The sequence below is a fragment of the Ruegeria sp. YTSC230 genome, assembly GCF_059609665.1.
Map to the genome: position 1 here is coordinate 21,674 of NZ_JBXWMC010000001.1, position 22,421 is coordinate 44,094.

Sequence of the window (22,421 nt, forward strand, 5' to 3'; positions counted from 1 at the left end):
TATGACAAGCGGATTTTTCAATGGGATCGAACGGATCCAATATGAGGGCGTGGATAGTCAAAACCCAATGGCCTTCCGGCATTACAACCCCGATGAAGTGATTTTGGGTAAACGCATGGAAGACCATCTGAGGTTTGCAGTGGCCTGGTGGCATTCCTTCGCATGGGAAGGGGGAGATCCCTTTGGAGGACCCACCCTGGAGCGCCCATGGCATCCGCAGGACGACATGGGACGGGCCCGCATGAAGGCCGATATCGCTTTTGAGATGTTTGAACTTTTGGGCCAACCCTATTTTTGCTGGCACGACGCTGACATCCGTCCCGAGCAGGGCAACTTTGCTAAAAACCTCAATGCCTTGGAAGAGATCACCAATTACATCGGTGAAAAGATGCAGGTTTCAGGCACCAAGCTTCTTTGGGGAACGGCCAATATGTTCAGCCATCGTCGCTGGATGTCTGGCGCCAGTACTAATCCAGACCCTGACGTTTTTGCATACGCCGCAGCGACAGTAAAATCCTGTATCGACGCGACCCACAAGCTTGGCGGCGAAAACTATGTTCTTTGGGGCGGACGTGAAGGCTATGAGACCCTGCTGAACACGGATCTGAAAACCGAACTGGACCACATGGGCAGATTTTTAAACATGGTCGTAGAGTACAAACACAAAATCGGGTTCAAAGGTACCATTCTTGTAGAACCGAAACCTCAGGAGCCTTCCAAGCACCAATACGACTATGACGCAGCTACTTGCATCGGATTTCTCAGGAAGTACGGGTTGGAGAACGAAGTGAAACTGAATCTCGAGCAGGGCCATGCGATCCTGGCCGGGCATAGCTTTGAACACGAAATTGCAGTCGCGGCTGCCGGAGGGATGCTGGGTTCGATTGATATGAACCGCAACGACTACCAGTCTGGATGGGATACAGATCAGTTCCCGAACAATACACCGGAAGTTGCCCTAGCTTACTATTACATCTTGAAGGCGGGTGGTTTTACCACCGGCGGCACAAACTTCGACGCCAAAATTCGCCGACAATCGATTGACGCCGTCGATCTGGTGTCGGCTCATATCGGTGGAATGGACATATGTGCACGCGGTTTGAAAGCTGCCGCGGCAATGATTGAAGATGGTGGCTTGGATGCCGCTCTTTCGGATAGGTATTCAGGTTGGAACACTCCAAAGGCGGCCTCAATGTTGGAAAGCAGTCTGGAGCAAGTATACGACCGGGTCATAGATGAGGATATTAACCCGGCACCAAAGTCCGGTCGCCAGGAAATTCTGGAAAACTACGTGAACAGGTTTGTGTGAAAATAGTTGTTGTCAGAAGAACTTGGGTTGAGGCGGGCAGGGTGCCTTCGTAGCCTTTGCGCATGATCAAACAATCGCCATTCAAATACTTCAAGACCAGTCCAGAGGTCATTCCTCTGGCAGTCATGCTGTACGTTCGGTTCCCATTGTCGCTTCGAAACGTGGAAGACCTGCTGCACGAAAGGGGAATTGAGGCGAGCCACGAGACTGTTCGATTTTGATGGAACAAAGTCGGCCCGATGTTTGCTGCTGAGATCCGAAGAAAGCGGGTGCAACAACTTCGAGCCTTTTCAAAATGGAAGTGGCATGTGGACGAGGTTTTTGTGAAGGTGAACGGCAAACGCCACTATCTCTGGCGTGCAATCGATCACGATGGTGAGGTGCTGGAAGCAGTTGTCACCAAACGCCGAAACAAGCAAGCGGCATTGAAATTCCTCAAGAAATTGATGAAACGCCATGGTTGTGCAGAGAGATCGTGACGGATCGCTTCGCTTCCTACAAAGCTGCGCTCAGAGAAATGTGCGGGCCCGAAAAACAACAGGCGGGAAGGTGCTTCAACAACCGCGTCGAGAAATCCCACCTGCCGTTTCGACGAGCCCAAAGCAGACCCAGGGGCGTTCTGCGGCGAATGACCGTTTCAAGTCCAAACTACTTGATGCTGCGCGTGGCAGCAATGTCAGCTTTCAGGTCGCTCTCGTATTTTCTACATTGCGGGGCGAGGCGATCGCGGTGAGCTACTTTTAGCTCAATCGACCATAAAAGGTCATTCGGGCGGCTTCAGAAAGTTCGACACCGGGTTCGGCATTATAAGCGAGCACTGCGAGAATGCGCGTTAGATCACCTTCATTCGGTGCCACCCGGTGAATCGAGTTGCGGCCCCGGAAGAAGACCAGTGTACCGGCATCGGCCTCGACAATTTCCACTGGTGCCTTTCCGTCCAAAATTTCATTAACTTTCTCAAATCCCATTTCGCCTAAATCTGCATCGCGAACGGCGTTAACGTATTCGAACTTCCCACCCTTTTCAGGCGCTTGCACCATCAAGGTGATGGCAAAGGACGAGTTGTCAAAATGCCAGCCAAGCTCCTCTCCCTTTTCAGCAAAATGCAGGTTGATGGAAGATAGCGGGTCTGCGTATTGGTGCATCGCGTCTTCGCCGAGGACATCGCACAAGAAGCTCCGGAAAACCGGGGCGTCATAGAGTTGGCGCAACGGTGAGCCCTGTGGCATCAAATCATCGGTAATACATCCTTTGGATGAGGTAACGAGGCGATTGCGTGCATGGTCGTCAGCAAACCTTTCGTCTTTTGGGGTCAGGTAGACGTTGTGTTGCTTGGTTGACTTAAAGACCTTGTCTTTGTTGGCGGTGCCCTCGTCACGGATTGTATCAATCGCCCCCTTTTGAACAAATCCCGGCATCACGAAGACACCCGTTTCGTTAAACTCTTTCTTACAAGCTGCGCGGAAATCCGCATTGCCGATCGGAAAGGCTTTTAAGTCGATAATGTCTTTCAGCTCCATTGGTCTCTCCTGCCGTCAAGTTGCGTTGTTGACGTGATACAGAGGCACAAAGAACAAATAAAATTGTTTTTTGTTGCCTTTAAAGTGGAAAAAGTTATCCAAGCGTCATGGTCGAAATAACACTCAAACAATGCCGCTACTTCCGAGCAGTGGCGCAGACTGGTGGGATCGCTTCAGCAGCGCAGCTCGTTGGCATCTCGCAGCCCGCCGTTGCCCAAGCTATCGCCAAACTGGAAACTCAAACGGGACTTGTGTTGTTTCGACGCTTGCACGCGCGCGGAATGGAGCTGACGGCACAAGGTGTCGAGTTCCTTCGATATGCTGAACAAATGCTGGTTTACGCCGACAAAATGGACGTCGCAGTGGCAGATATTGCTGCTCACAGAATGGGAACATTACGCATAGGCTGCTTTCAGTCGATTGCGCCGTTCTACCTGTCGCACATCCTCAGCGTCTTCCCGAGACACATGCCTGGTGTAGTTTTGGATGTCGACGAACTTCTGCAAGAAGACCTGATCATAGCCCTGGGCCGAAGCGAAATCGACCTAGCGATCCTTTATGATCTGGGCATTGATGAAACCTTGTTCCGCATACGTCCTCTTGCAACGGCAGACCTCTATCTGATCGTTCCACCAAACCACAGGCTTTCAAAAAGGGCGTCCGTGTCAATTCGAGAGATCGACGGAGAGGAGTTCGTGCTTTTTGATGCGCTTCAAAGCCGGGACTATTTTCTTAGCATTTTTGCCGAGTTCGATATTGCACCGAAGATCACGTTTCGATCGTCGTCGATTGAATCGGTTCGCTGTAACGTGGCAAACGGGCTGGGTGTTTCGCTTCTCTCGATGAAACCTGCCGACAACAAAACCTACGACGGCGGTCGGGTTGTCCCGATCAAACTCTCAGATTCAATACCGCCGATGCGAATTGTCATCGCGTCACATATGGACGCCCCAGAGAATCTGCTGGCTGACAGGTTTACCGGCATTTGTCGGAGCCTGTTCCAGGACCGGAAAATTCCATAGGACGTTGCGAGGTTGGAAGCTAAATAACGTGGAGAGCGGTCATTTATCGGACGCTGGGAAACGCCTGCTTTGTCCGCAATGCGGTCTCTCGGGAAAATTTAGCAAACGACCGCATTGAGCCCAAAGCGCTCATCGTTTTTCAAGGTGAGCTGCGATCAATTGCGTGGCCAAAATGCAATAGATTTGGCTCCAATTAGAATACCATGCTAGCGTCTGAGAAACGCCGATCAAAAAAAAGGGATAGACAATGCCTGCGACACTTTATGATCGTTTGGGGGGAACGGATGGTATTCGGCGAATAGTTGACACGCTGGTGGACAATCACTCCAAAAACCCAGTTGTCTCTGCTCGATTTGCAGGAAGTGATATGAAGCACCTCAAGCAAATGGCAGGAGACTTCTTTATTACTGGTTCTGGTGGACCTGAGATCTATGCAGGCAAGGATATGGTTGCCGCGCATCGGCACATGAACATCAGCGGAGATGAGTTTGTCGCAGTATTGGACGACGCCGTGAACGCACTACAGGCAAACGACGTTGGTCAGCGGGAGCAAGAGGAAGTTTTGTACATTCTATATAGCCTCAAAGGGCAAGTCGTTGGGATTTGAGTATTGCGTGAACGGAGTGCACACGGAAAAGTGAAAACTCGGTCATTGGATTATTTTAATGTGGAGCAGGTATCGCCCAGGTCTTGCTGAACGTCCACTGATGGCGCCAATTGACAGTGAGTTTGAGAGCTTTTTCTTGGTCTCATTCTTGCTATCTTGCTGCGTATGATCGCGTTAGGAAAATAGTGGTGCGCTATTTGGCAAAACTATTTGCAGGAATTTTCTTCCTTGCTGTGGCAGTTTCAGCCACTAGCGGTGCGGCAGCCACAGCGGTGGAGTGTAGCAACGCCGGAGGGTTACCGAAATGACAAACGGAGAAGCGGTATGTTCTTTTCGCAGCAGAACTTGCCCAAGTGAATGAAAAACATATCAGTCGCTCAGACAATGGCACCCCAAAACTTGTGGGGGCTCGCAATGCACGGGCAAAGACGAGTGTAGCACGAAGCAGGGTTGGTCAACAAAACCGCCAATGTGTGTCTATGAGAGCGGTAGAAATTCTGAAGGCAATTGCACCAAGAGAAACAAATGCGAGGCGGACCTAGTTGTTCGGGTAGCCTGCACCTAATGAGTTTGAGGTGCTGTTCCGGCGACTCCAAGAAACCTTGAAAAAATTCATTCGTGCATTTTCGGCAGCCCAGATGTTCGCCTTGGGCAAGAGTTGCAAGAGTCAATAACTTGGCTTCGGGCAAATACAGACGGCAGCTTTGTCCGCAGAGTGGTCGTTCGGATGTACTGCAGCGAAGGTCCGCATCGAGCCCAAAGCGGACGTTCCGTTGCAGCGAAAAGCCATGTAATGCTCAGTGCATCTCAATGAATGTGACATCAACTGAAAACACGAATAGCACCGCGTTGTTTAGACCATCACAATCGTCAATAAGCCTGAAAATTAGACGCTCCTTCCCTAGGCAGCATCCAACCAAGCCTGAATGACTTGAAAAATCTGATCTATGCGTAAAACTAAGAGCATGAGTGAGTATTTTGATGAAATGTTCAACGGCGATGGATCACTTAGAGGTCCATACGAAGAGATCGGCCGCTGGTTTAATGCGGAAGACGCATCACGACTGAGGGCGAAACAGCGCGAAGCCGAAGAAGTGTTTAGGCTGACGGGCATCACTTTTAACGTATACGGCAAAGCCGAGGCCGAGGAACGTCTGATACCGTTTGATATCGTACCACGAGTTGTTTCAGCGCGGGAATGGCAGCGGCTGGAACGCGGTATCGAACAGCGGGTGCGGGCAATCAACGCATTCCTACATGACATTTACCACCGTCAAGAAATTGTCCGGGCCGGGCGCGTGCCGGCAGAGATGATTGCCGGAAACGAGGCCTTCCTGCCGAAGATGCTTGGTGTCTCACCGCCCGGTCAGGTCTATACGCACATAGTCGGGGTCGATCTGGTGCGAACCGGACCAGACGAGTTTTTCGTTCTGGAGGACAACGCCCGTACACCATCCGGGGTCAGCTATATGTTGGAGAACCGGGAAACGATGCTAAAGATGTTCCCCGAGCTCTTCAGCGCGACGAATGTTCGTAATGTTTCAGACTACCCCCGCAATCTGAGACGATCTCTTGCTGCCTGCGCGCCGGCTTGCGCCGACGGGGAGCCAACCGTCGCGGTGTTAACCCCAGGCATCTATAATTCGGCCTATTACGAACATGCGTTTCTTGCTGATCAGATGGCAGTGGAATTGGTCGAAGGCCACGACCTACGCGTTGTTGATGGGCGGGTCTGCATGCGTACCACCAGAGGTTACAAGCCCATCGACGTACTTTACCGCCGCGTAGATGACGACTTTCTGGATCCCCTGAATTTCAACGCCGATAGCGCCTTGGGCGTACCTGGTATCCTGGACGTTTACCGTGCAGGAGGTATCACAATCGCCAACGCACCGGGGACCGGTATTGCTGACGATAAGGCGATCTATTCCTACATGCCTGAAATCGTTGAATTCTACACGGGTGAGAAACCCTTGCTGCAAAACGTCCCGACCTGGCGCTGCAGTGATCCCGAGTCTCTCTCCTACGTGCTGGACAACCTGTCCGAGCTTGTTGTGAAAGAAGTACACGGGTCTGGCGGTTATGGAATGTTGATCGGACCGACCGCCAGCAAGAAAGAGATTGCGGCGTTCCGCTACAAGCTCAAATCGCGGCCCGGGAACTACATTGCTCAGCCGACGCTGTCGCTTTCGACGGTTCCGATCTTTGCGCGCTCGGGACTTGCGCCCAGACATGTTGACCTAAGGCCGTTCGTTTTGGTGTCACCCGAAGGGATCAAGATCACACCCGGCGGTTTGACCCGCGTGGCGCTTAAGAAGGGATCTCTAGTCGTAAACTCAAGCCAGGGTGGCGGGACCAAAGACACCTGGGTTCTGGAGGACTGACCATGCTGGGAAAAACTGCAGGTGGGTTGTTTTGGATGTCCCGATACCTTGAGAGGGCGGAAAACACGGCCAGGCTGCTTGAAACAGGTCAGCGGATGGCGTTGACCCGTACCAAGAACTCCGCCGAGGAATGGGGCTCTGTTCTGAAAACGGCCGGCGTTCTGGATGCGTACTACGCCAAATACGATGATGTTTCAAAAGACAACGCGGTAGATTGGGTGCTGCGCGATGCTGATAATCCATCCTCGATCAAGTCAGTCATCAAACAGGCACGAGACAACGCGCGCCTTGTTCGAACCGCGTTGACCCATGACGTCTGGGGTGCAGTAAACTCCACTTGGATGCAGATCGATGAGATCATGAAGCGCCGTGTGAATGAGCGTGATTTGCCTGCGACGCTGGAACTTATTCGCCAACAGGCGGCTTTGGTTCGTGGTGCCACATTGGGAACCATGCTGCGCAATGACATCTTCGACTTCACCCGTATTGGTACGTTTGTCGAGCGGGCCGACAATACCGGGCGAATTCTGGACGTTAAGTACTATGTTCTTTTGCCCACGGCCTTTTCAGTGGGCTCATCACTGGACAATATTCAATGGGAAAGCATCCTCCGCTCTGTTGGTGCGGGTGGCGGGTATCGAATGACTCATGGAGAGAAAACGCGGCCGTCTGATATTGCCCAGTTTCTGATCTTGGATCAGCGCATGCCTCGCAGCCTGCACTTTTGCTGCAGAAAAATTCAGGAGAACCTGTCATACCTGCAGAAAGACTATGGCTTTGCCGGGCCTTCGTGCGAGGCGTCTAAAGTTCTCTACGAGAAATACCTGGATCAGCAAATCTCCGATATTTTCGAGCTCGGACTGCATGAGTACATTCAGGATTTTCTGACAGATCTCGGCAACTTAAGCCGTCAGATAGAAATCGATTACCGGTTCTATGAGTAGCAAATGAAACTGCACATTCGACACGAGACACGATACGATTTCGACGCGCCGGTTCCCTTCGGGCTGCAGCAGCTGAGGAAAACGCCAAAGTCATTTCGCAATCAGAGCATTTTAAGTTGGAGAACCAAGATCTCCGGCGGGCGCAAAGAGCTTACATTTGAAGACTACCACCGCAATACGGTGGAGTTGATCAGTTTCGAGCTAAATACCCGAAGCATCTCGTTGATCTCCGAAGGCGTTGTTGAGGTGGAAAACACACATGGCGTACTGGGGCGTCATGAAGGGTCGACACCATTGTGGCTATTCAAAAGAAGCACACCTCAGACAATGCCGGGGAAAGGGGTCGCCGATGTGGTAGGCGCGTTGCCAACAGGCAAACCACTTGAGCAGATGCATGCCCTGTCTGAAAGAATTCGAACACAGGTCGCGTACGAGGTTGGAAGTTCGCACCCGGGTTGGAGCGCAGAAGACGCTCTCAGAGCAGGTTGTGGCGTGTGTCAGGACCACGCGCATATTTTCATTACCTGCGCGCGGCAGATCGGAGTGCCGGCACGCTATGTATCCGGTTACCTTATGATGAACGAAACGGAACTACAGGACGCGACCCATGCCTGGGCCGAAGTGCATTTGGATGGTTTGGGGTGGGTCGGGTTTGACGTTTCAAACGGTATTTCACCTGACGATCGATATGTACGTGTCGCGACCGGTCTGGACTATTCCCAATCTGCACCAGTAATAGGGAACAGAATAGGGACAGCGGGCGAGCAATTGACAGTGCAGTTGCAGGTCGCACAGCAGTAACGGAGAATCTGATGACCTATGCTGTGGGCATGCGGCTGAACCGCGGACTGGTTTTCATGTCCGATACACGCACAAATGCAGGCGTGGACAATGTTTCGACCTTCAACAAAATGTTCAATTGGACAGTCGAAGGCGATCGGTCGATCACAATCTTAGCAGCTGGAAACCTGGCGACGACCCAGGCCACGATAAGCCTTCTGGAAGAGCGTACGAAAGCGCCCGCAGATCGTTCGCCATCGATTTTAGAAGCGCCGACCATGTTTCAAGTTGCGCAATTGGTCGCAGCTACACTGAATGACGTCATCGAGGAGCATGCCCGGTCCGGTCAGCAAGCCGACAGTGCCTTTCACGCGACACTCATTTTAGGTGGGCAGATAAGGGGCGGCCCGTCACGCCTGTTTCTAATTTACCCCGAAGGCAACTTTATCGAGGCTGGCGACGACACCCCGTTCTTTCAGATTGGAGAGACAAAATATGGTCGCCCAATTCTGGTACGCGCCTATGATCCGGAAATGAGTTTTCCGGAAACCGTAAAACTCCTGCTTGTAAGTTTCGACTCCACAATTAAGGCCAACCTATCTGTCGGCGCTCCGCTTGACCTGCTTCTGTACGATGAAGACAGCTTTGAAAGTGGTACACGGTCCAGATTCGAAACCGACGACCAATACTTTCGCATTATTTCCGAAGGGTGGGGCGACGCATTGAAATCTGCCTTGTCCAAACTTCCGGAATACAACTCTTAGGGAAAACTAAACGGTTGAATGCCGGTTTTGTCCGCGGTGTGGTCGTTCGGATGTACTGCAGCGAAGGACCGCATCGAGCCCAAAGCGACCAGCGCGGCGACATACATAAATGTCTGTTTCCATCTCCAAGAATAATTGCGACGGAAATTAACTAATCAGCCGTTGTACCAATTCGGACAACGGAGAAAAAATGCCGGACTGCGCACGAATACTACCTTTCATCGCATTGGTTGTCTTTTCTGGGATGAGCTTGCTCGCCATAAAAGCATTAGAGACGCTTGTTGTCGTGGGGTACACCCCGTTAGAACGCCTGTCACTGACGGCGAACCCAATTGCGTGGGGCGATGCCACGCGACAGGCAACGCGACCTTTGAGTTGAAAACCTTGGAGTGAAGAGCGTGACCCTCACGACCAGATCGCACCGAATATAGAAACGGAACACTGCTCATGAAACCTGATATCCTGTTCAATTCCATTGTGGCATTTGCCTTCATTGCCGCGCCTGCGCTTGCCGACTCACCGAGGCTTCAAACGCCTGCCCCCGTCATCTACTTGGCCGACAACCTTGACGAACAAGACGATCTCGGTTGGTGCATTGACACGCTTGGCAGAGGATTTGCCGAGCGACTGCAAGCCCATTCCTGCAAACCGGAAGGCGGCGACGTGCAGTTTTCGTTCGATGCCAAAACAGGAAATATTCAATCGGTCGCATTCTCGGACTATTGCATGTCTCATCAACCCAATGAGGAAAGCACGTTCGCCCTCGTCTCCTGCGATACTGCAGCAACTGACCAGCAGTTCGTATACGACCCAGAGAGTAGGGCCATTCGTACATCAGACGACGAAACCACTTGTGTTTCCGCTGGCCAACACAGCCAATCTGCCGGACCGTACATGTCACGGGCACTCGTTTTAACTGACTGCGTGACAACTCCTGAAGCGCTCAAGGAATGGGTGATTCTAGAATGAGACGCGCTAACGACTTCACAAAAGGACCTTTGCTGAAACCAACAATTTTCCTAATCGCGCTATTCTTTGTGACGCCCGTGGCCCTACAGGCCGAGACCTTCTCTGCGGATGTTTGGGCCGACAATTGGTTCGAACTGCGCGTAAATGGCACCCAAGTTGCCGAAGACAGCGTGCCGATCACGACGGAACGCTCGTTCAATGCAGAGAGCTTTGATTTCACGGCTGAGCGCCCCTTTGTACTGGGTCTTGTGGCCAAGGACTTTAAAGAGGATGACACGGGACTGGAGTATATCGGCACCCGTCGTCAGCAAATGGGCGATGGTGGCGTGATCATGCAAATCAGGGATGCCTCTGGCGCGACTGTGGTAGTAAGCAATGCTGACTGGCAATGCCATGTGATCCATGCCGCACCGCTAGATAAAACTTGCGAAAACGAAAACGATCCCGTGGCAGGCACAGCCCCGTGTGGATTTGATGCCAGCGAAGAACCCGCAGGCTGGGATGGTGCTGACTTCGACGTATCGTCTTGGGCAAGCGCAAGCGTTTTTTCTGAGGCTGAAGTCGACCCAAAATTCGGGTATGATGAAATCTCTTGGGATGCGTCCGCCGAATTGATCTGGGGCCCGGATTTGGAACAGAGCAACACCGTTTTGTGCCGTTTGACCGTCAACTAACACCCAAGGACAACCAACATGTTGAAATCAACCCTCATGACCATTGCTGTTTTAAGCACTGGGATGGCCCATGCGGAAAACGTCGAAATTTATGTCGTTGATATGCTCGACAACATTCAGAACGGTTATTGTATCGACATAGCAAAAGGTAAAGGTGCTTCTGCCAATCCCAAAGATGGGCTCCAAGCGCACACCTGCTACAGCCCTCTCGGCGAAGTGCTGGTCGATCAGGCGTTTGATCCAGAGCAATTCGCGGACGGTGTCCTCTTTATGCCTGAGTTTTACGTCTGCATGCAGGCTACCTTGACCGAGGCCGATGCGCCCGCTGAATTAGCTGCCTGTGATGGCTCTACAGCCCAAAGTTGGGTTTTTGACGGCGAAGGCACCATAACCCCTGCGGCTGCCCCAGAAATGTGTCTAACCCTGACGGGTGAGACCAGAACCGGTCGCAGCGAGGAAAACCAGATGATGGCAATGACGCTTCAGGCGTGCTCTGAAGAACAAGCGGCGTATCAGACTTGGTCTAATCGCACTGCGGACTGAAAGGGGCCAAGGAGGCACCCAAGTTGTGCTTCTGGGGCCGACAAGCGCGTCTGTGCAGATTTCTGTAAGTATCGTCAGAGTTCGTGTTTTTGAAAAGCCGATATTAGATTGAGCGCCCAGAATTGGCGCTTTGTCCGCAATGCGGCCTCTCTGGAAAATTTAGCAAAAGACCGCATTGAGCCCAAACTCTCGAATGCTGCGCAAAAGAACGTCGGTACGAATTAGGCGGAGGCCAGCCGTTGACCTCTGCCTTATGGGGTTATTTGCTGAAAAACTCTGCCACAGCATCAGTCGACGCTTTAACTGCCTCAGGCTTGTAGTAGAAGTCCACATGAGAGAATTCGTCAAACGCCAATTCTTTATGTTCGTTCGTCAGCTTGGCAACAAACTGGGTTGAGCAAGGCGCGATAGGTGTCTGGACACTCGGAGATCGACTTCCAAGTGAATGCAATGACTACTCGTCGAAAGTCTCTGTTGGTAATCGCAATGGCTGATCCGCACAATGCGCGGGGACAAACGGTGGCGCTGAATGATGCGGTAAGCAGTCTTCCGCAGTTGCACTCTTCAAATTCAACACGGAGACGAGGTCATCTTGCTCAAGCCCAACATGGCGATGGCTTGGATAGGTCGGCCAATCTAAGGTCTTGCTCGAAAAGCATTGTGGCTCCGTTAATAGGGACGGTAATCGATCAGCAGGAAATCCCACCTGTAGTCGAATTTTCTTGATGGGAACTCATTTAGTTGAGGAAATCTTCACCGAATTTACTTGCAACGTCGACCACACGGTTATCGTCAGTTTGAATGGAGTTCGCGGGATTGCCTCCTCCAAGCTCAGCCTTAGCGGAGGTCATCCAAAAAGCTCGTTGCCAGGGCGTCATATCGGCCGGCAGCGCCTTTAACACAGTTTCCATCAAGGGAAGCGGAGTTCCGTCTTCTGCGAACTGAAAAGATGGGTACGCGTTGATGCCTTCATATGGGACAGAAAAAACCTTTCCGGTCCTCTTCCAGATCTCACCTATTCGCGTGATTTGCCAGGAACCTTTCTTCCACTGCGCATGAACAGATCTATTGTCCAGCAACGGATATTTCCGGGCAAACTCATCTTTGCGGATGTCATCGACCGCGCAAAACGGTTCTTCGAACTTGGTAAAATACATCTTCTAACCAACAACACTTGTTGAAACACACAAGTCCATACTGTCAGAAACCCAACTTCTTGAAAGTAAGATTGTTCACACACTGTAATACGCTCTTTAGTGAGGGCGCAGGCTCACGTTATTGAATTTTAATAATTTATTTAAAATTCAGTTCGAGGGAAAATCGCCATCTGCTCAGCGTGAAAGTCCACAATGCCGCAGATCGGGGCGACAATCATTGCAACATGAACGTATTGATCACACATCATGTATGAGCCGCGTAGAGGTCTGCATCGAATGGGTTATACGAAGACTGCATTATTGATGGCCGCAATGACGGCCTTGTTCATGGGGTTGGGATACCTTCTGGCAGGAGCGGGCGGCATGCTGTTCGCATTGGTGCTGCCAGCAGGCATGAACCTGTTTACATGGTGGAACTCAGACGAAATGGTCCTTCGTTTGCACAACGCAAGGCCAGTTTCATCTGGTGACCATGCAGGGTTGTCCCAAATGGTCGGCGTAAAAAATTCAAACCGTTTTCGCGAATCCAAATTGAGTGGCTGCGACGGCGGGGAGGTTAATAGTAAACGATCTTTCAGGAAATGATATCTGAGAAACGATACTCGTGTCGGAAGATCACAAAGCGTGAATGTCGAATGGATCGGAGAAGCCCTTGATCTGGGTCCCGCCAAATGTCTCCTGAATATCAACTCCGTCGAGCAGATCCAGGGTCTCTTGATCGACCAAAATCCGGCTTCCGGTGTTCTGGGTTTCCGCTTCCAATCGGGCTGCGAGATTTACCGAGGATCCGATACAGGTATAGGTCGCCCGGTTGTCAGTGCCGGCATAGCCCGCGACGACTTCGCCTGTGGCGATACCGATCCCGATCCTTAGACTCCGTTCTCCATCCGCGAGCCGGTCGTGATTCAGCATCTCTATCATGCTCTGCATTTCATGCCCCGCAGCTACAGCACTTTGCGCAGTGTTGTTCAGAGGTTGTGGAACACCGAAGAGAGCCATCAACCCGTCACCCAGCATCAGGCTGACAATGCCGCCATTGCTGGTCACCGCCTCGAACATCAACGTGTAAAAGGTGTTGAGTAGATCAATTGTTGCCTCGGGCGCTAGGCTTTCTGAAAGTGCTGTGAAACCGCGAATGTCGCAAAAAAGAACCGATGCGTTTGCACGTTTGCCACCGATGGCAAACCCAGACTCTTGTAGGTCTTGCGCAACCTCGGTGGTTGCGAAGCGTTCGAGAAGGCGTCTTTGTTCGTCCCGCAGTCGCTTCTTTTCAAGACCGCTGGAGACGCGGGCGCTGAGAAGCGTCTTGTTCACCGGCTTGGGCAGGTAGTCTTCTGCGCCTAACTCGATGCAGCGCACAATATTGTCGAGCCCTTCGACCGAGGAGGTCACAATCACCGGCAATTCGCGCAGGTCGGGGTCCGCATTGATTGCCTCCAGAACCTGAAATCCGTCCATTTCCGGCATTTCGATATCGAGTAGAAGCAGGTCATAAGACTGACTCGACAACATCTCCATCGCGACGAGGCCGTTCTCCGCGACAGAGGCTTTGTGCCCCAACAGTTCAACGTTGCGAGACAGGAGTAGCCGATTGACTTTGTTGTCATCAACGATGAGGAGATGGCCGGGTGCATCAGTCATTGTTCAGGGTCCGCAGGGCCACAGCAGCTTTGGCGAAAACGGCCTCCAGGGCTTTCGCATCTGTAAGGTCGCCAGTCGCGGGCATGTCCCCGAGCTCGATTTTTCTTGCCAACTCGGCCAGCGTAGTCGCACCAAAGGTGTTTGCATTCGATTTAATGGAATGAGCCGCGCGGCGATATCCATCGGGGTCGGACGCGTCGGCAGCCGCTTTCAATTCGGCAATCATGCCGGGGGCTTCGTCGAGAAAGGTGTTTACAAGCTCGGCGGCGAATTCGTCGCCAGTCGCGTCCTTGAGTTCAGCGAAGATATCAAGATCAATTGGACCGTTTGTCATGGATTACTTGCTTTTCCTGGGAACATTCAAAAGGGCTTCGATGAGAATAGGCAGGCGGATCGGTTTGGCGATGTAGTCGTCCATCCCGGCATCTAAACACATCTCGCGGTCGCCTTGCATTGCGTTAGCGGTCATGGCGACTATACGCGGTCGGTCTTCTCCGGGAAAATCTTTGTTTATGCAGCGTGAGGCTTCAAGCCCGTCCATTTCGGGCATCTGCACATCCATTAATACAACATCGTATGTTTGCCGGTTCACGCTTTCGACCGCCTCAGCGCCGTTGCTGGCCAGATCAGCTCGATAGCCCATCTGTTCAAGCAAGCGAAGCGCAAGTTTCTGGTTCACCAAATTATCCTCAGCCAGCAGAATACGCAGAGGGTGCCGTTTGGCCATCAATGGATCAGTCTGGGGTTTGTCTGCGGGCTTGGTCGGTTTCACGGGAGTATCTTCGTTTGAAAACAACGTGACCAGAGTGTCGAAGAGATGCGACTGACGCAGCGGCTTGGTGAGGTTGGCAGCAAAGAGGCCGTCTTCGAGGTCGATGTCGCGCGGACCAAGAGAACTAAAGAGGATCAGCGGCAAGTCCGGATGCTTGGCCCGAATTTTCCGGGCAAGTTCCTCACCATCCATTTCTGGCATGTGCATGTCGAGAATTGCCAGATCGAACTTTTGAGCCTTCTCGAGTGTGGCCAGCGCATCGGACGGGGTTTCGCAGGTAGTGGTTTTAGTGCCCCATTTCTCGGTCTGGAGCGACAAGATTTTACGGTTGGTGGCGTTGTCATCCACCATAAGGATGCGTTTGCCTTCAAGCTCGGACTGAACGCCCACCAGATCGCGCGACGATGATTTGACCGGTTTGGAGGGTTTGGCCCGGATCGTAAACATAAAGGTCGAACCATGCCCTTCACCGTCACTTCGTGCCCACATGGTGCCGCCCATGAGTTCCGCAAGACGCTTGGAAATTGCCAGGCCGAGTCCGGTGCCGCCATATTTGCGGGTTGTTGAGCTGTCTGCCTGACTGAAGGACTGGAACAGACGGCTCATACCTTTTTCGCTCAGGCCAATACCAGTGTCGCGGACTGTGAAAGTTAGCTCAAGCGATCCGCGTTTCTTGGTGGTTTGTTCAACAGATAAAACCACTTCCCCGCTTTCGGTAAACTTCACGGCGTTGGAAAGAAGGTTCAGCAGGATCTGCCGCAACCGGGTCAGGTCGGCACTGATCGCAAGGGGCAGAGCGTCGTCAAATTCATAGGCCAGATCAAGCTTCTTTTCGGCGGCCTTGCCGCTGATCAGATCTAGCGCGCTTTCGATACTTTCACGCAGGTCAAACGGATGGTTCTCGATGTCCATCTGCCCGGCTTCGATTTTCGAAAAATCGAGAATTTCGTTGATGATGCCAAGCAGCGCGTCGCCACTGTCGCGGATCGTGTTGGCATAATCGCTTTGTTCGGCATCTAACTTGGTATCCATCAGGAGCCCACTCATCCCGATAACGGCATTCATCGGTGTACGGATTTCGTGGGACATGGTGGCGAGGAACGCGCTCTTCGCTTCGTTAGCAGACTCGGCCACCTCACGGGCCTTTTCGGCCTCGCGGAAAAGGCGCACGTTCTCAATCGCAATAACAGACTGATCCGCAAAAGACTCAGCCATAGCAATATCGTCGTCCGAAAACGGTATTTTTGATTTCCTGATGAAATAGAGCCCGCCCAAACACTTGTCTCCGCGCATTAACGGTATGCCAAGAAAAGCTTCAAATCCGTTTTCTTCGTGAAGCTTCTTTGCCAAGCGCGGTAAGCCCTGCGACGTCAAATCGTGTACATGCATGGTTTTCCCGGACAGTAACACGGACGACAGAAAATTATCCTTCGGGTCCAACGGGTGTCGGGTTCGTCCGAAATCACGTAATAGGCCTTTTGGCGTCGCCAAAGCCACTTGCCACCAGAAACTGTCATCTGACAAAGCGGCGCCTGCCATGTCGCATGAAACAAGCCGTGTCGCGGAATTTACAATCGCCTCAAAAACAGGTGTGGTATCTGAAGGCGATTGGCTGATCACCCGCAGTACATCAGCACTGGCAGTCTGTCGCGCTAAGGAAGCCTGAGTTTCATTGAACAGACGCACGTTTTCCAGCGCGATGATAGCCTGATCCGCGAAAGATTCGGCAATGGCTACTTCGTCATCACTGAAAGCCTTCGACGTTTTCCGAATAAAGACGAGAGTGCCGAAACAGTCTTTCCCTCGCATCAAGGGTACCATCAAGAACGACTTGAATCCTTGTCGCTCTACGATTTCCGTGTCCCGCGGAGATAGTTCATCAAAGCGCGATTCATCCAATTGCAGCGTCTTGCCGCTCTGGATGACGCGGGATGGCAGGTTGTCGTCGGGATCAATTGGCAGGCGCTCAGTCCAAGTGATTTCCTCTAAACCATCCGGAGTTGCGGCCGCCACTTGCCAGTATTCAGTTTTGTTAGCCTGCATGGCAATCGACAAGTCGCAATCGATGAGAGCTGTAGCCAGTCCGACAATCTTCTCAAAAACCGGTTTGGTATCTGTCGGGGATTCCGAGATCACTCTGAGAACATCCGCACTTGCCGTTTGGCGAGAGAGTGCGACTTGCGTATCGTTGAACAATTTAGAGTTTTGAATCGCTATGATCGCCTGCGAGGCAAAAGTCTCCATCTGCTTGATTTGCTTGTCCTCAAAGGCGGCTTTATTTCGGCTGCCCATACTGATGACACCAATCGTGTCACCGTCGCGTATCAAAGGTACAGAGAGAACCGACCTGTATCCTTGCAAGTTGGACCTAAGGACCGGATCATAGTTAGGGTCCGCTTGAGTATCCTCAACGTAGTCGGCGCGCCCATATAAAAGCGCCCGGGCGGTCGCCGACGTTTCCCCTGGCTCAAATGGATGCGACTCGAGGAATTTGGCAAAATTCTCTGTGAGATTGTGCCCGGCAAAGAAATGGAATTTTCCGTCCTCGGGTTTCTTTAGCGCCACAAAAGCATCCTGTAGGCGGCAGATGCGCGACGAAACCGCTACCAACGCTTCCAAAACCGGCTCTAAAGCGTCAGGGGAACGGGAAATCACCTCGAGCACTTCGGATGTCGCCTTCTGATACCCCAGTGCCTCTTCAACTTCTGCAGTGCGGGCCTGCACTTCTTTGAACAGTCGCGTATTGTTGATGGCGATCACGGCCTGGGACGCGAAGGTTTCGAGTAGGCTGACTTGTTTGTCGCTAAACGCAGCTGCCTGCCGATGCGCCATAACAATAACGCCAACGGTTACGCCATTGCTGACCAAGGGGACACCAAGAGTGGTAAGGTAGTCCCCGATCTCAGCCGCTTTTTTCCATGTGTAAGTCGGATCCCTACGGGTGTCTTTTATATAGACCGTCTTGCCTTGCAGAGCCGTGCGCCCGATGCAAGAACCTTCCTCGGGCGCGATAGGGTTGTCGGACAGGAATTTGAGAAAAGCATCACTGACATTGTGAGACATGGCCACGCGGTATAGGCCATCGTCAGCATCCTTCATTGCAAAGAACGCGTATTCCGGTGAACAGATACGCGACGAGACCTCCAGAATGGCGTCCAAAACCGGAGGAAGATCGTTCGGTGAGCGCGAGATGACGTCGAGCACTTCAGACGTCGCCGTCTGATACTTCAGCGCCTCCTCGACTTCAGCAGTACGTTCCTGAGTTTCCCGGAACAGCCGTGCGTTCTCGATGGCGATGCTGGCTTGATTTGCAAAACCCTGAACGAGTTCGACGCTGTTTTGTTGCGGCGGTCCGGCCTCTGCCCAACCGACAATTATAACGCCCCAAATCCGCGCCTCTGCCCGGATCGGTACGGCCATCAAGCGCCGATACCCAGCCTTTCGGGCAAGCTCTGGACTGAAATACTCGGGCCCCCGCGCATCTGCTAGATGCTGGACTTCGCCGCTTTCCACGACCAATGGAGCCAGATGACCCTTGGAAGGTACCAAGGGATAATCCGAAGTCAGTGCCTTCAAAGTAGCCTGCGGAAACCCGTATTGTGCGCAGAAATGATAGAGGTTGCCGTCAAAGCGCTCGAGGACGCAGAACTGCGCTCCACAAAGCTCAGCGGATTTTTGCACGACAAGGTCAAACACAGGCTGGATGTCGGAAGAAGCTTCGTTGATCAGGTGCAAGATTTCAGCACCGGAACGTTCGCGCACCAATGCGTCTTCAACCTCGGTCGTGCGCGCTCGTACTTCCTCGAAGAGCCGTGTGTTATTGATAGCAATCAACGCTTGGGAGGCGAACGTTTCCAAGAGCGCGATCTGTTTTGAATTGAATGGTGCAACTTTGTCGTGGCAGAGCACGATCACACCGACTACAACCTTATCCTTGACCAATGGGACACCCAGAAGCGAGCGATACTTGCCAATACGCGCCGCTTCCTTCCAGGCGTATTCGTCAGCTTCAGTGTCCTCGTAGTAGACTGTTTCTCCTCGTGCAGCTGTTTGGCCAATACCGCTCCCATGACCTGCCGCCACTGGGTGTGCCTTCATGAACTTCATGAAATCACTGTCAAAGTCGAGCATGATGTCAGTATGGTAAAGGTTGTCTTGCGGATTCAGAATCGAGATTGCCGCATATTTTGGCTCGCAAATTCGGCTGGCGACTCTCAGTATCTCCTGCAGCACCGGCTCCAGCTCATTCGGAGATCGCGAGATCACAGACAACACGTCCGACGTGGCGGTTTGATACTCCAGCGCCTGCGTGACTTCTTCTGTCCGCTCCTCCAACTCGTGGAAAAGGTTTGCGTTGGTAATCGCGATAACGGCCTGATCAGCGAAAGTTTCCAACAACTTGATCTGCTTGGCGGAAAAACCCAAGACCACTGACGCCCCAAGAGAGATAACGCCTACGACTTCACCGTTTTTAACCAGCGGAAGCCCAAGCAATGATTTGTAATCACCCACGCCGCTTTCTTCCAACCAGGTGTAGGTGTCATCCGCTTCGACATCTTCGACATAGCTTGTGCGTTTCGACAAGATCGCACGCCCACTTACACCGTTCTCCGTTGGCGAAATCGGGTGAGCTTTGACGTATTCTGCAAAGGCCGTATCCTGTGTGAGCGTCGAGTGCACATGAAAAAGCCCATCGTCCGGGTTCAGCATTGCGACATAGGCATCCTGCAATTCGCAGATGCGCGACGCTTCTTTAAGAATGGCGTCCAGAACGGGCGACAGTTGATTGGGAGACGCTGAGATCACACGCAGCACTTCGGATGTTGAAGTCTGATACTCCAAGGCTTGCGTGACTTCCGCCGTACGGTCTTGCACCTCTCGGAACTGGCGTACGTTATCCATTGCGATGACGGCTTGGGCCGCAAATGTTTGGACCAGAGCGACGTCATCATCCGAAAATGGCGAAGCTTCGCGGCGATAGAGAACGATCACCCCAAGACCCGTGTCGTCTTTCATCAACGGCACCGCAAGGACCGAGCGAGCCCCTTCAATCTCAACCATCTGAACCCGTTTTGGATCGCGATCCTGATAATAAAGCGGATCATCTGCAATATCGTCTTGCCGGATGATCTGGCCATCGATCATAGGGCGGATTGCAACCAGTTCCGTACGGGTCAAGGGCTCCACGAACCCCTTCAGGGCCTCATCAAAATCCGTTCGCGCTCCGATATTGGCCGGAATTGTTGCAAGGCCACGTTCGTGATCGGCGACACACAGAAAGGCCAGCGGCGCTTTGCACAAACGGCTGGCATTTTCGAGTATGCTATTGAAGACAGGGCTATCGTCATCGCGACTGCGGCTGATGACTTCTAGGATTTCGCGCGACGCTTCTTCCCGTTCAAGTCGTTCCTGAACTTCACGAAACTGGCGCGTGTTTTCGATGGCAATGACTGCATGTTTGGCGAACTCTTCAATCAACTGCACGTCAGTGTCAGCAAATGGCCGCACCTCACGGCGGCTGACCGCGATGGCTCCGATGGCCTGATCTTCTTGCATCAGGGGGACTGTAACGCGTGACCGAATGCCTTCGATCTCAACCATCATGGCGGCTGTAGGATGGCCCGAGCGATAAAAATCCGTGTCGGTCAAATCATCGATGCGACCAACCTTACCTGTTCGTATCGCAGTGGCTATGGGAATCGATTCGTCCAACTGCCACTCGTCTCCGACATCAAATTCGGTTCTCTGATGCCCCCAATTCGCCGCCAACCGCCCGTGGGTCCCGGCATCGTTGATCAGAATAAGTACTGCCTGATCTGCGCCACACACCTTGGTTGCCTGCTGAAGCACTGAATCAAAGACGCGCGCATCGTCGTCACGGCTTTGGCTAATGACCGTTAAAATTTCCTGCGTTGCCGTCTGACGCTCCAACTGCGTGTGCAGCTCATTCAATTGTCGCGTGTTGTCCAAGGCGATCACGGCTTGGGCGGCAAAGCCCTCTACCAGAGAAATCTCGTCGTCCGTAAAGGCCCGAACCTCGCGTCGGTAAATCCCGATTACGCCCACGGGCGTGCCATCTGCCGACATTAGCGGGACCGTCAGAAATGACCGGACACCTTCTTCGTCTACAAGTTGACGGCGCCATGGGTCGCCTTTGATATACTGGTCAGTCAGGCGCAAATCGACATTGTGAATAACGCGCGCCTCGCGCACGGACTCCGCAATCTGGAGATGTGAGTCCAGTGACCAACGATCTACGCCAACCTCGTAGGTCGCCAACTGATCACCAAAATGGGCCGCATATTCAAGGTGGGTTCCAGCCTCATTCAAAAGGCTCAATGTGGCGACATCTGTTTCGCAAAGCCGAGCGGTGTTTTCCAGGATCGTCTGGAACACCGGCGTCTCATCTTCTCGTGATTGGCTAATTGTCTCAAGAACTTCACGCGAGGCGCCTTCGCGTGCCAGGCGGATTTGCAATTCGCGGAATTGGCGAACGTTCTCAATGGCGATTACCGCTTGGGCGGCAAAGGTTTCGACGAGCTTAACCTGATCGTCGGTATAGGGCCGCACCTCGTCTCGCGCCAACATCAAGCATCCGATTGCACCGCCGTCCACCTTTAGAGGAACAAACAGATTGCTGCGGCACCCATGCTTGTCGACAATCAACTTGAACCGTTCATCGCCGGATTTGTGGAAATCAGTGTCTCCCATATCCACAACGCGTTTGGTCTCGCCGCTGAGGATTGTTTCAGTCACCAGAGAATTGCCCGGCTCCATCGTGTATTTACCGTCGCGCCAGAGCTGCTGAATGTCAGGGTGCAGGTTAACACTGGCCACGAGCCGCTGAAGAGCGTCGCCTTCCTGTCCAAGAACCAAGCCAGCAAAAACAGCGTCGCAAAGGTCTTTGGCAAGCGCGACAATCAGATCGCAAACCGGCTGTACGTCGTCCTTGGTCACAGAGATCGCCTGCATCACGCGAGCGGTGGCTTCAAACCGCGCCTGTTGATCAGCTGCGCTTAACTCCGAACTTGGCGCAGATGATGGCGCAGGACTTATAGGGGTCCCTGATGCCTTTTTGTCGCCCAACTGCGCCCAAACTCCCACGTCAATTCTGACTAACAACTGCCCGGAGTTTAGAGAGCATGTAATAGAAGTCACTGGAATTCTTTACGGATGATGCCCTTTGCATTCATGCACATGCGAGCACGGCCCACTAAGCTCGGATCATCCAGCAGGTCAGCGCGATGAATCAACAGTATAGTGTCAAGGCGCTGAAGGGCCTTATAGGCCTTACTGCTCAGGGCCTCCATACGCGCTTCGAAATCCTCAGGATGT

15 protein-coding genes and 2 pseudogenes are annotated in these 22,421 nt (G+C 52.6%); 12 read left to right on the plus strand and 5 right to left on the minus strand.

Features of this window, described 5'->3' with window-relative positions:
- The first annotated feature begins 1 nt into the window (after position 1).
- Both xylA and AC2FD9_RS00110 read left to right on the plus strand, forming a co-directional pair.
- The gene (gene xylA, locus AC2FD9_RS00105; protein ID WP_496834780.1) at positions 2-1,309 is read left to right on the plus strand and encodes a xylose isomerase; all 1,308 of its coding nucleotides are present in this window, start codon (positions 2-4) and stop codon (positions 1,307-1,309) included.
- Positions 1,310-1,371: 62 nt separating this feature from the next.
- Positions 1,372-2,042: pseudogene (locus AC2FD9_RS00110) on the plus strand (IS6 family transposase).
- A 7-nt stretch (positions 2,043-2,049) separates the two neighbouring features.
- On the opposite strand, the gene AC2FD9_RS00115 reads toward AC2FD9_RS00110, so the two are convergent.
- Positions 2,050-2,829: a HalD/BesD family halogenase gene (locus AC2FD9_RS00115; protein ID WP_496834781.1), complete on the minus strand. Its 780-nt coding sequence runs from the start codon at positions 2,827-2,829 to the stop codon at positions 2,050-2,052.
- A 107-nt stretch (positions 2,830-2,936) separates the two neighbouring features.
- On the opposite strand from AC2FD9_RS00115, the gene AC2FD9_RS00120 reads away from it, so the two are divergent.
- From AC2FD9_RS00120 to AC2FD9_RS00160, 9 genes are all read left to right on the plus strand, one after another.
- The gene (locus AC2FD9_RS00120) at positions 2,937-3,851 is read left to right on the plus strand and encodes a LysR family transcriptional regulator (RefSeq protein WP_496834782.1); all 915 of its coding nucleotides are present in this window, start codon (positions 2,937-2,939) and stop codon (positions 3,849-3,851) included.
- A gap of 247 nt (positions 3,852-4,098) precedes the next feature.
- Positions 4,099-4,458, plus strand: coding sequence for a group I truncated hemoglobin (locus tag AC2FD9_RS00125; RefSeq protein WP_282121406.1), 360 nt, complete (start codon positions 4,099-4,101; stop codon positions 4,456-4,458).
- A 965-nt stretch (positions 4,459-5,423) separates the two neighbouring features.
- Entirely contained in the window at positions 5,424-6,842 is a 1,419-nt protein-coding gene (locus AC2FD9_RS00130; protein ID WP_496834783.1) for a circularly permuted type 2 ATP-grasp protein, read from the plus strand.
- Positions 6,843-6,844: 2 nt separating this feature from the next.
- Positions 6,845-7,786: an alpha-E domain-containing protein gene (locus AC2FD9_RS00135; RefSeq protein ID WP_496834784.1), complete on the plus strand. Its 942-nt coding sequence runs from the start codon at positions 6,845-6,847 to the stop codon at positions 7,784-7,786.
- A 3-nt stretch (positions 7,787-7,789) separates the two neighbouring features.
- Entirely contained in the window at positions 7,790-8,587 is a 798-nt protein-coding gene (locus AC2FD9_RS00140; RefSeq protein ID WP_282121409.1) for a transglutaminase family protein, read from the plus strand.
- 11 nt (positions 8,588-8,598) lie between these two features.
- Positions 8,599-9,330 (plus strand): proteasome-type protease, encoded by a 732-nt coding sequence (locus tag AC2FD9_RS00145; protein WP_496834785.1) that lies wholly within the window; start codon positions 8,599-8,601, stop codon positions 9,328-9,330.
- Positions 9,331-9,777: 447 nt separating this feature from the next.
- Positions 9,778-10,299, plus strand: coding sequence for a ricin-type beta-trefoil lectin domain protein (locus AC2FD9_RS00150; RefSeq protein ID WP_496834786.1), 522 nt, complete (start codon positions 9,778-9,780; stop codon positions 10,297-10,299).
- Positions 10,296-10,973 (plus strand): PEBP family protein, encoded by a 678-nt coding sequence (locus AC2FD9_RS00155; RefSeq protein WP_496834787.1) that lies wholly within the window; start codon positions 10,296-10,298, stop codon positions 10,971-10,973. Before AC2FD9_RS00150 ends, AC2FD9_RS00155 begins: the two co-directional genes overlap by 4 nt.
- Before the next feature lie 18 nt (positions 10,974-10,991).
- Entirely contained in the window at positions 10,992-11,516 is a 525-nt protein-coding gene (locus tag AC2FD9_RS00160; RefSeq protein ID WP_496834788.1) for a ricin-type beta-trefoil lectin domain protein, read from the plus strand.
- Between the two features lie 737 nt (positions 11,517-12,253).
- On the opposite strand, the gene AC2FD9_RS00165 is transcribed toward AC2FD9_RS00160, so the two are convergent.
- On the minus strand, positions 12,254-12,673 hold the full coding sequence (locus AC2FD9_RS00165) for a hypothetical protein (RefSeq protein WP_496834789.1): 420 nt from the start codon (positions 12,671-12,673) through the stop codon (positions 12,254-12,256).
- A 276-nt stretch (positions 12,674-12,949) separates the two neighbouring features.
- Here AC2FD9_RS00165 and AC2FD9_RS00170 point away from each other — a divergent pair.
- A pseudogene (locus AC2FD9_RS00170) lies at positions 12,950-13,165 on the plus strand (protease HtpX); the annotation flags it as partial.
- Between the two features lie 123 nt (positions 13,166-13,288).
- Here AC2FD9_RS00170 and AC2FD9_RS00175 read toward each other — a convergent pair.
- The 3 genes from AC2FD9_RS00175 to AC2FD9_RS00185 are packed head-to-tail and all read right to left on the minus strand — an operon-like array spanning position 13,289 to position 22,058.
- Entirely contained in the window at positions 13,289-14,314 is a 1,026-nt protein-coding gene (locus AC2FD9_RS00175; protein WP_496834790.1) for an adenylate/guanylate cyclase domain-containing protein, read from the minus strand.
- Positions 14,307-14,648, minus strand: coding sequence for an Hpt domain-containing protein (locus tag AC2FD9_RS00180; protein WP_496834791.1), 342 nt, complete (start codon positions 14,646-14,648; stop codon positions 14,307-14,309). Before AC2FD9_RS00180 ends, AC2FD9_RS00175 begins: the two co-directional genes overlap by 8 nt.
- Before the next feature lie 3 nt (positions 14,649-14,651).
- Positions 14,652-22,058: a GAF domain-containing protein gene (locus tag AC2FD9_RS00185; RefSeq protein WP_496834792.1), complete on the minus strand. Its 7,407-nt coding sequence runs from the start codon at positions 22,056-22,058 to the stop codon at positions 14,652-14,654.
- Positions 22,059-22,421: the final 363 nt, after the last annotated feature.

Bases quoted from the DNA above. Each gene is read 5' to 3' on its own strand.
- xylA (WP_496834780.1), top strand. From the start codon at position 2: ATGACAAGCGGATTTTTCAATGGGATCGAACGGATCCAATATGAGGGC.
- AC2FD9_RS00115 (WP_496834781.1), bottom strand. From the start codon at position 2,829: ATGGAGCTGAAAGACATTATCGACTTAAAAGCCTTTCCGATCGGCAAT.
- AC2FD9_RS00120 (WP_496834782.1), top strand. From the start codon at position 2,937: ATGGTCGAAATAACACTCAAACAATGCCGCTACTTCCGAGCAGTGGCG.
- AC2FD9_RS00125 (WP_282121406.1), top strand. From the start codon at position 4,099: ATGCCTGCGACACTTTATGATCGTTTGGGGGGAACGGATGGTATTCGG.
- AC2FD9_RS00130 (WP_496834783.1), top strand. From the start codon at position 5,424: ATGAGTGAGTATTTTGATGAAATGTTCAACGGCGATGGATCACTTAGA.
- AC2FD9_RS00135 (WP_496834784.1), top strand. From the start codon at position 6,845: ATGCTGGGAAAAACTGCAGGTGGGTTGTTTTGGATGTCCCGATACCTT.
- AC2FD9_RS00140 (WP_282121409.1), top strand. From the start codon at position 7,790: ATGAAACTGCACATTCGACACGAGACACGATACGATTTCGACGCGCCG.
- AC2FD9_RS00145 (WP_496834785.1), top strand. From the start codon at position 8,599: ATGACCTATGCTGTGGGCATGCGGCTGAACCGCGGACTGGTTTTCATG.
- AC2FD9_RS00150 (WP_496834786.1), top strand. From the start codon at position 9,778: ATGAAACCTGATATCCTGTTCAATTCCATTGTGGCATTTGCCTTCATT.
- AC2FD9_RS00155 (WP_496834787.1), top strand. From the start codon at position 10,296: ATGAGACGCGCTAACGACTTCACAAAAGGACCTTTGCTGAAACCAACA.
- AC2FD9_RS00160 (WP_496834788.1), top strand. From the start codon at position 10,992: ATGTTGAAATCAACCCTCATGACCATTGCTGTTTTAAGCACTGGGATG.
- AC2FD9_RS00165 (WP_496834789.1), bottom strand. From the start codon at position 12,673: ATGTATTTTACCAAGTTCGAAGAACCGTTTTGCGCGGTCGATGACATC.
- AC2FD9_RS00175 (WP_496834790.1), bottom strand. From the start codon at position 14,314: ATGACTGATGCACCCGGCCATCTCCTCATCGTTGATGACAACAAAGTC.
- AC2FD9_RS00180 (WP_496834791.1), bottom strand. From the start codon at position 14,648: ATGACAAACGGTCCAATTGATCTTGATATCTTCGCTGAACTCAAGGAC.
- AC2FD9_RS00185 (WP_496834792.1), bottom strand. From the start codon at position 22,058: ATGCAGGCGATCTCTGTGACCAAGGACGACGTACAGCCGGTTTGCGAT.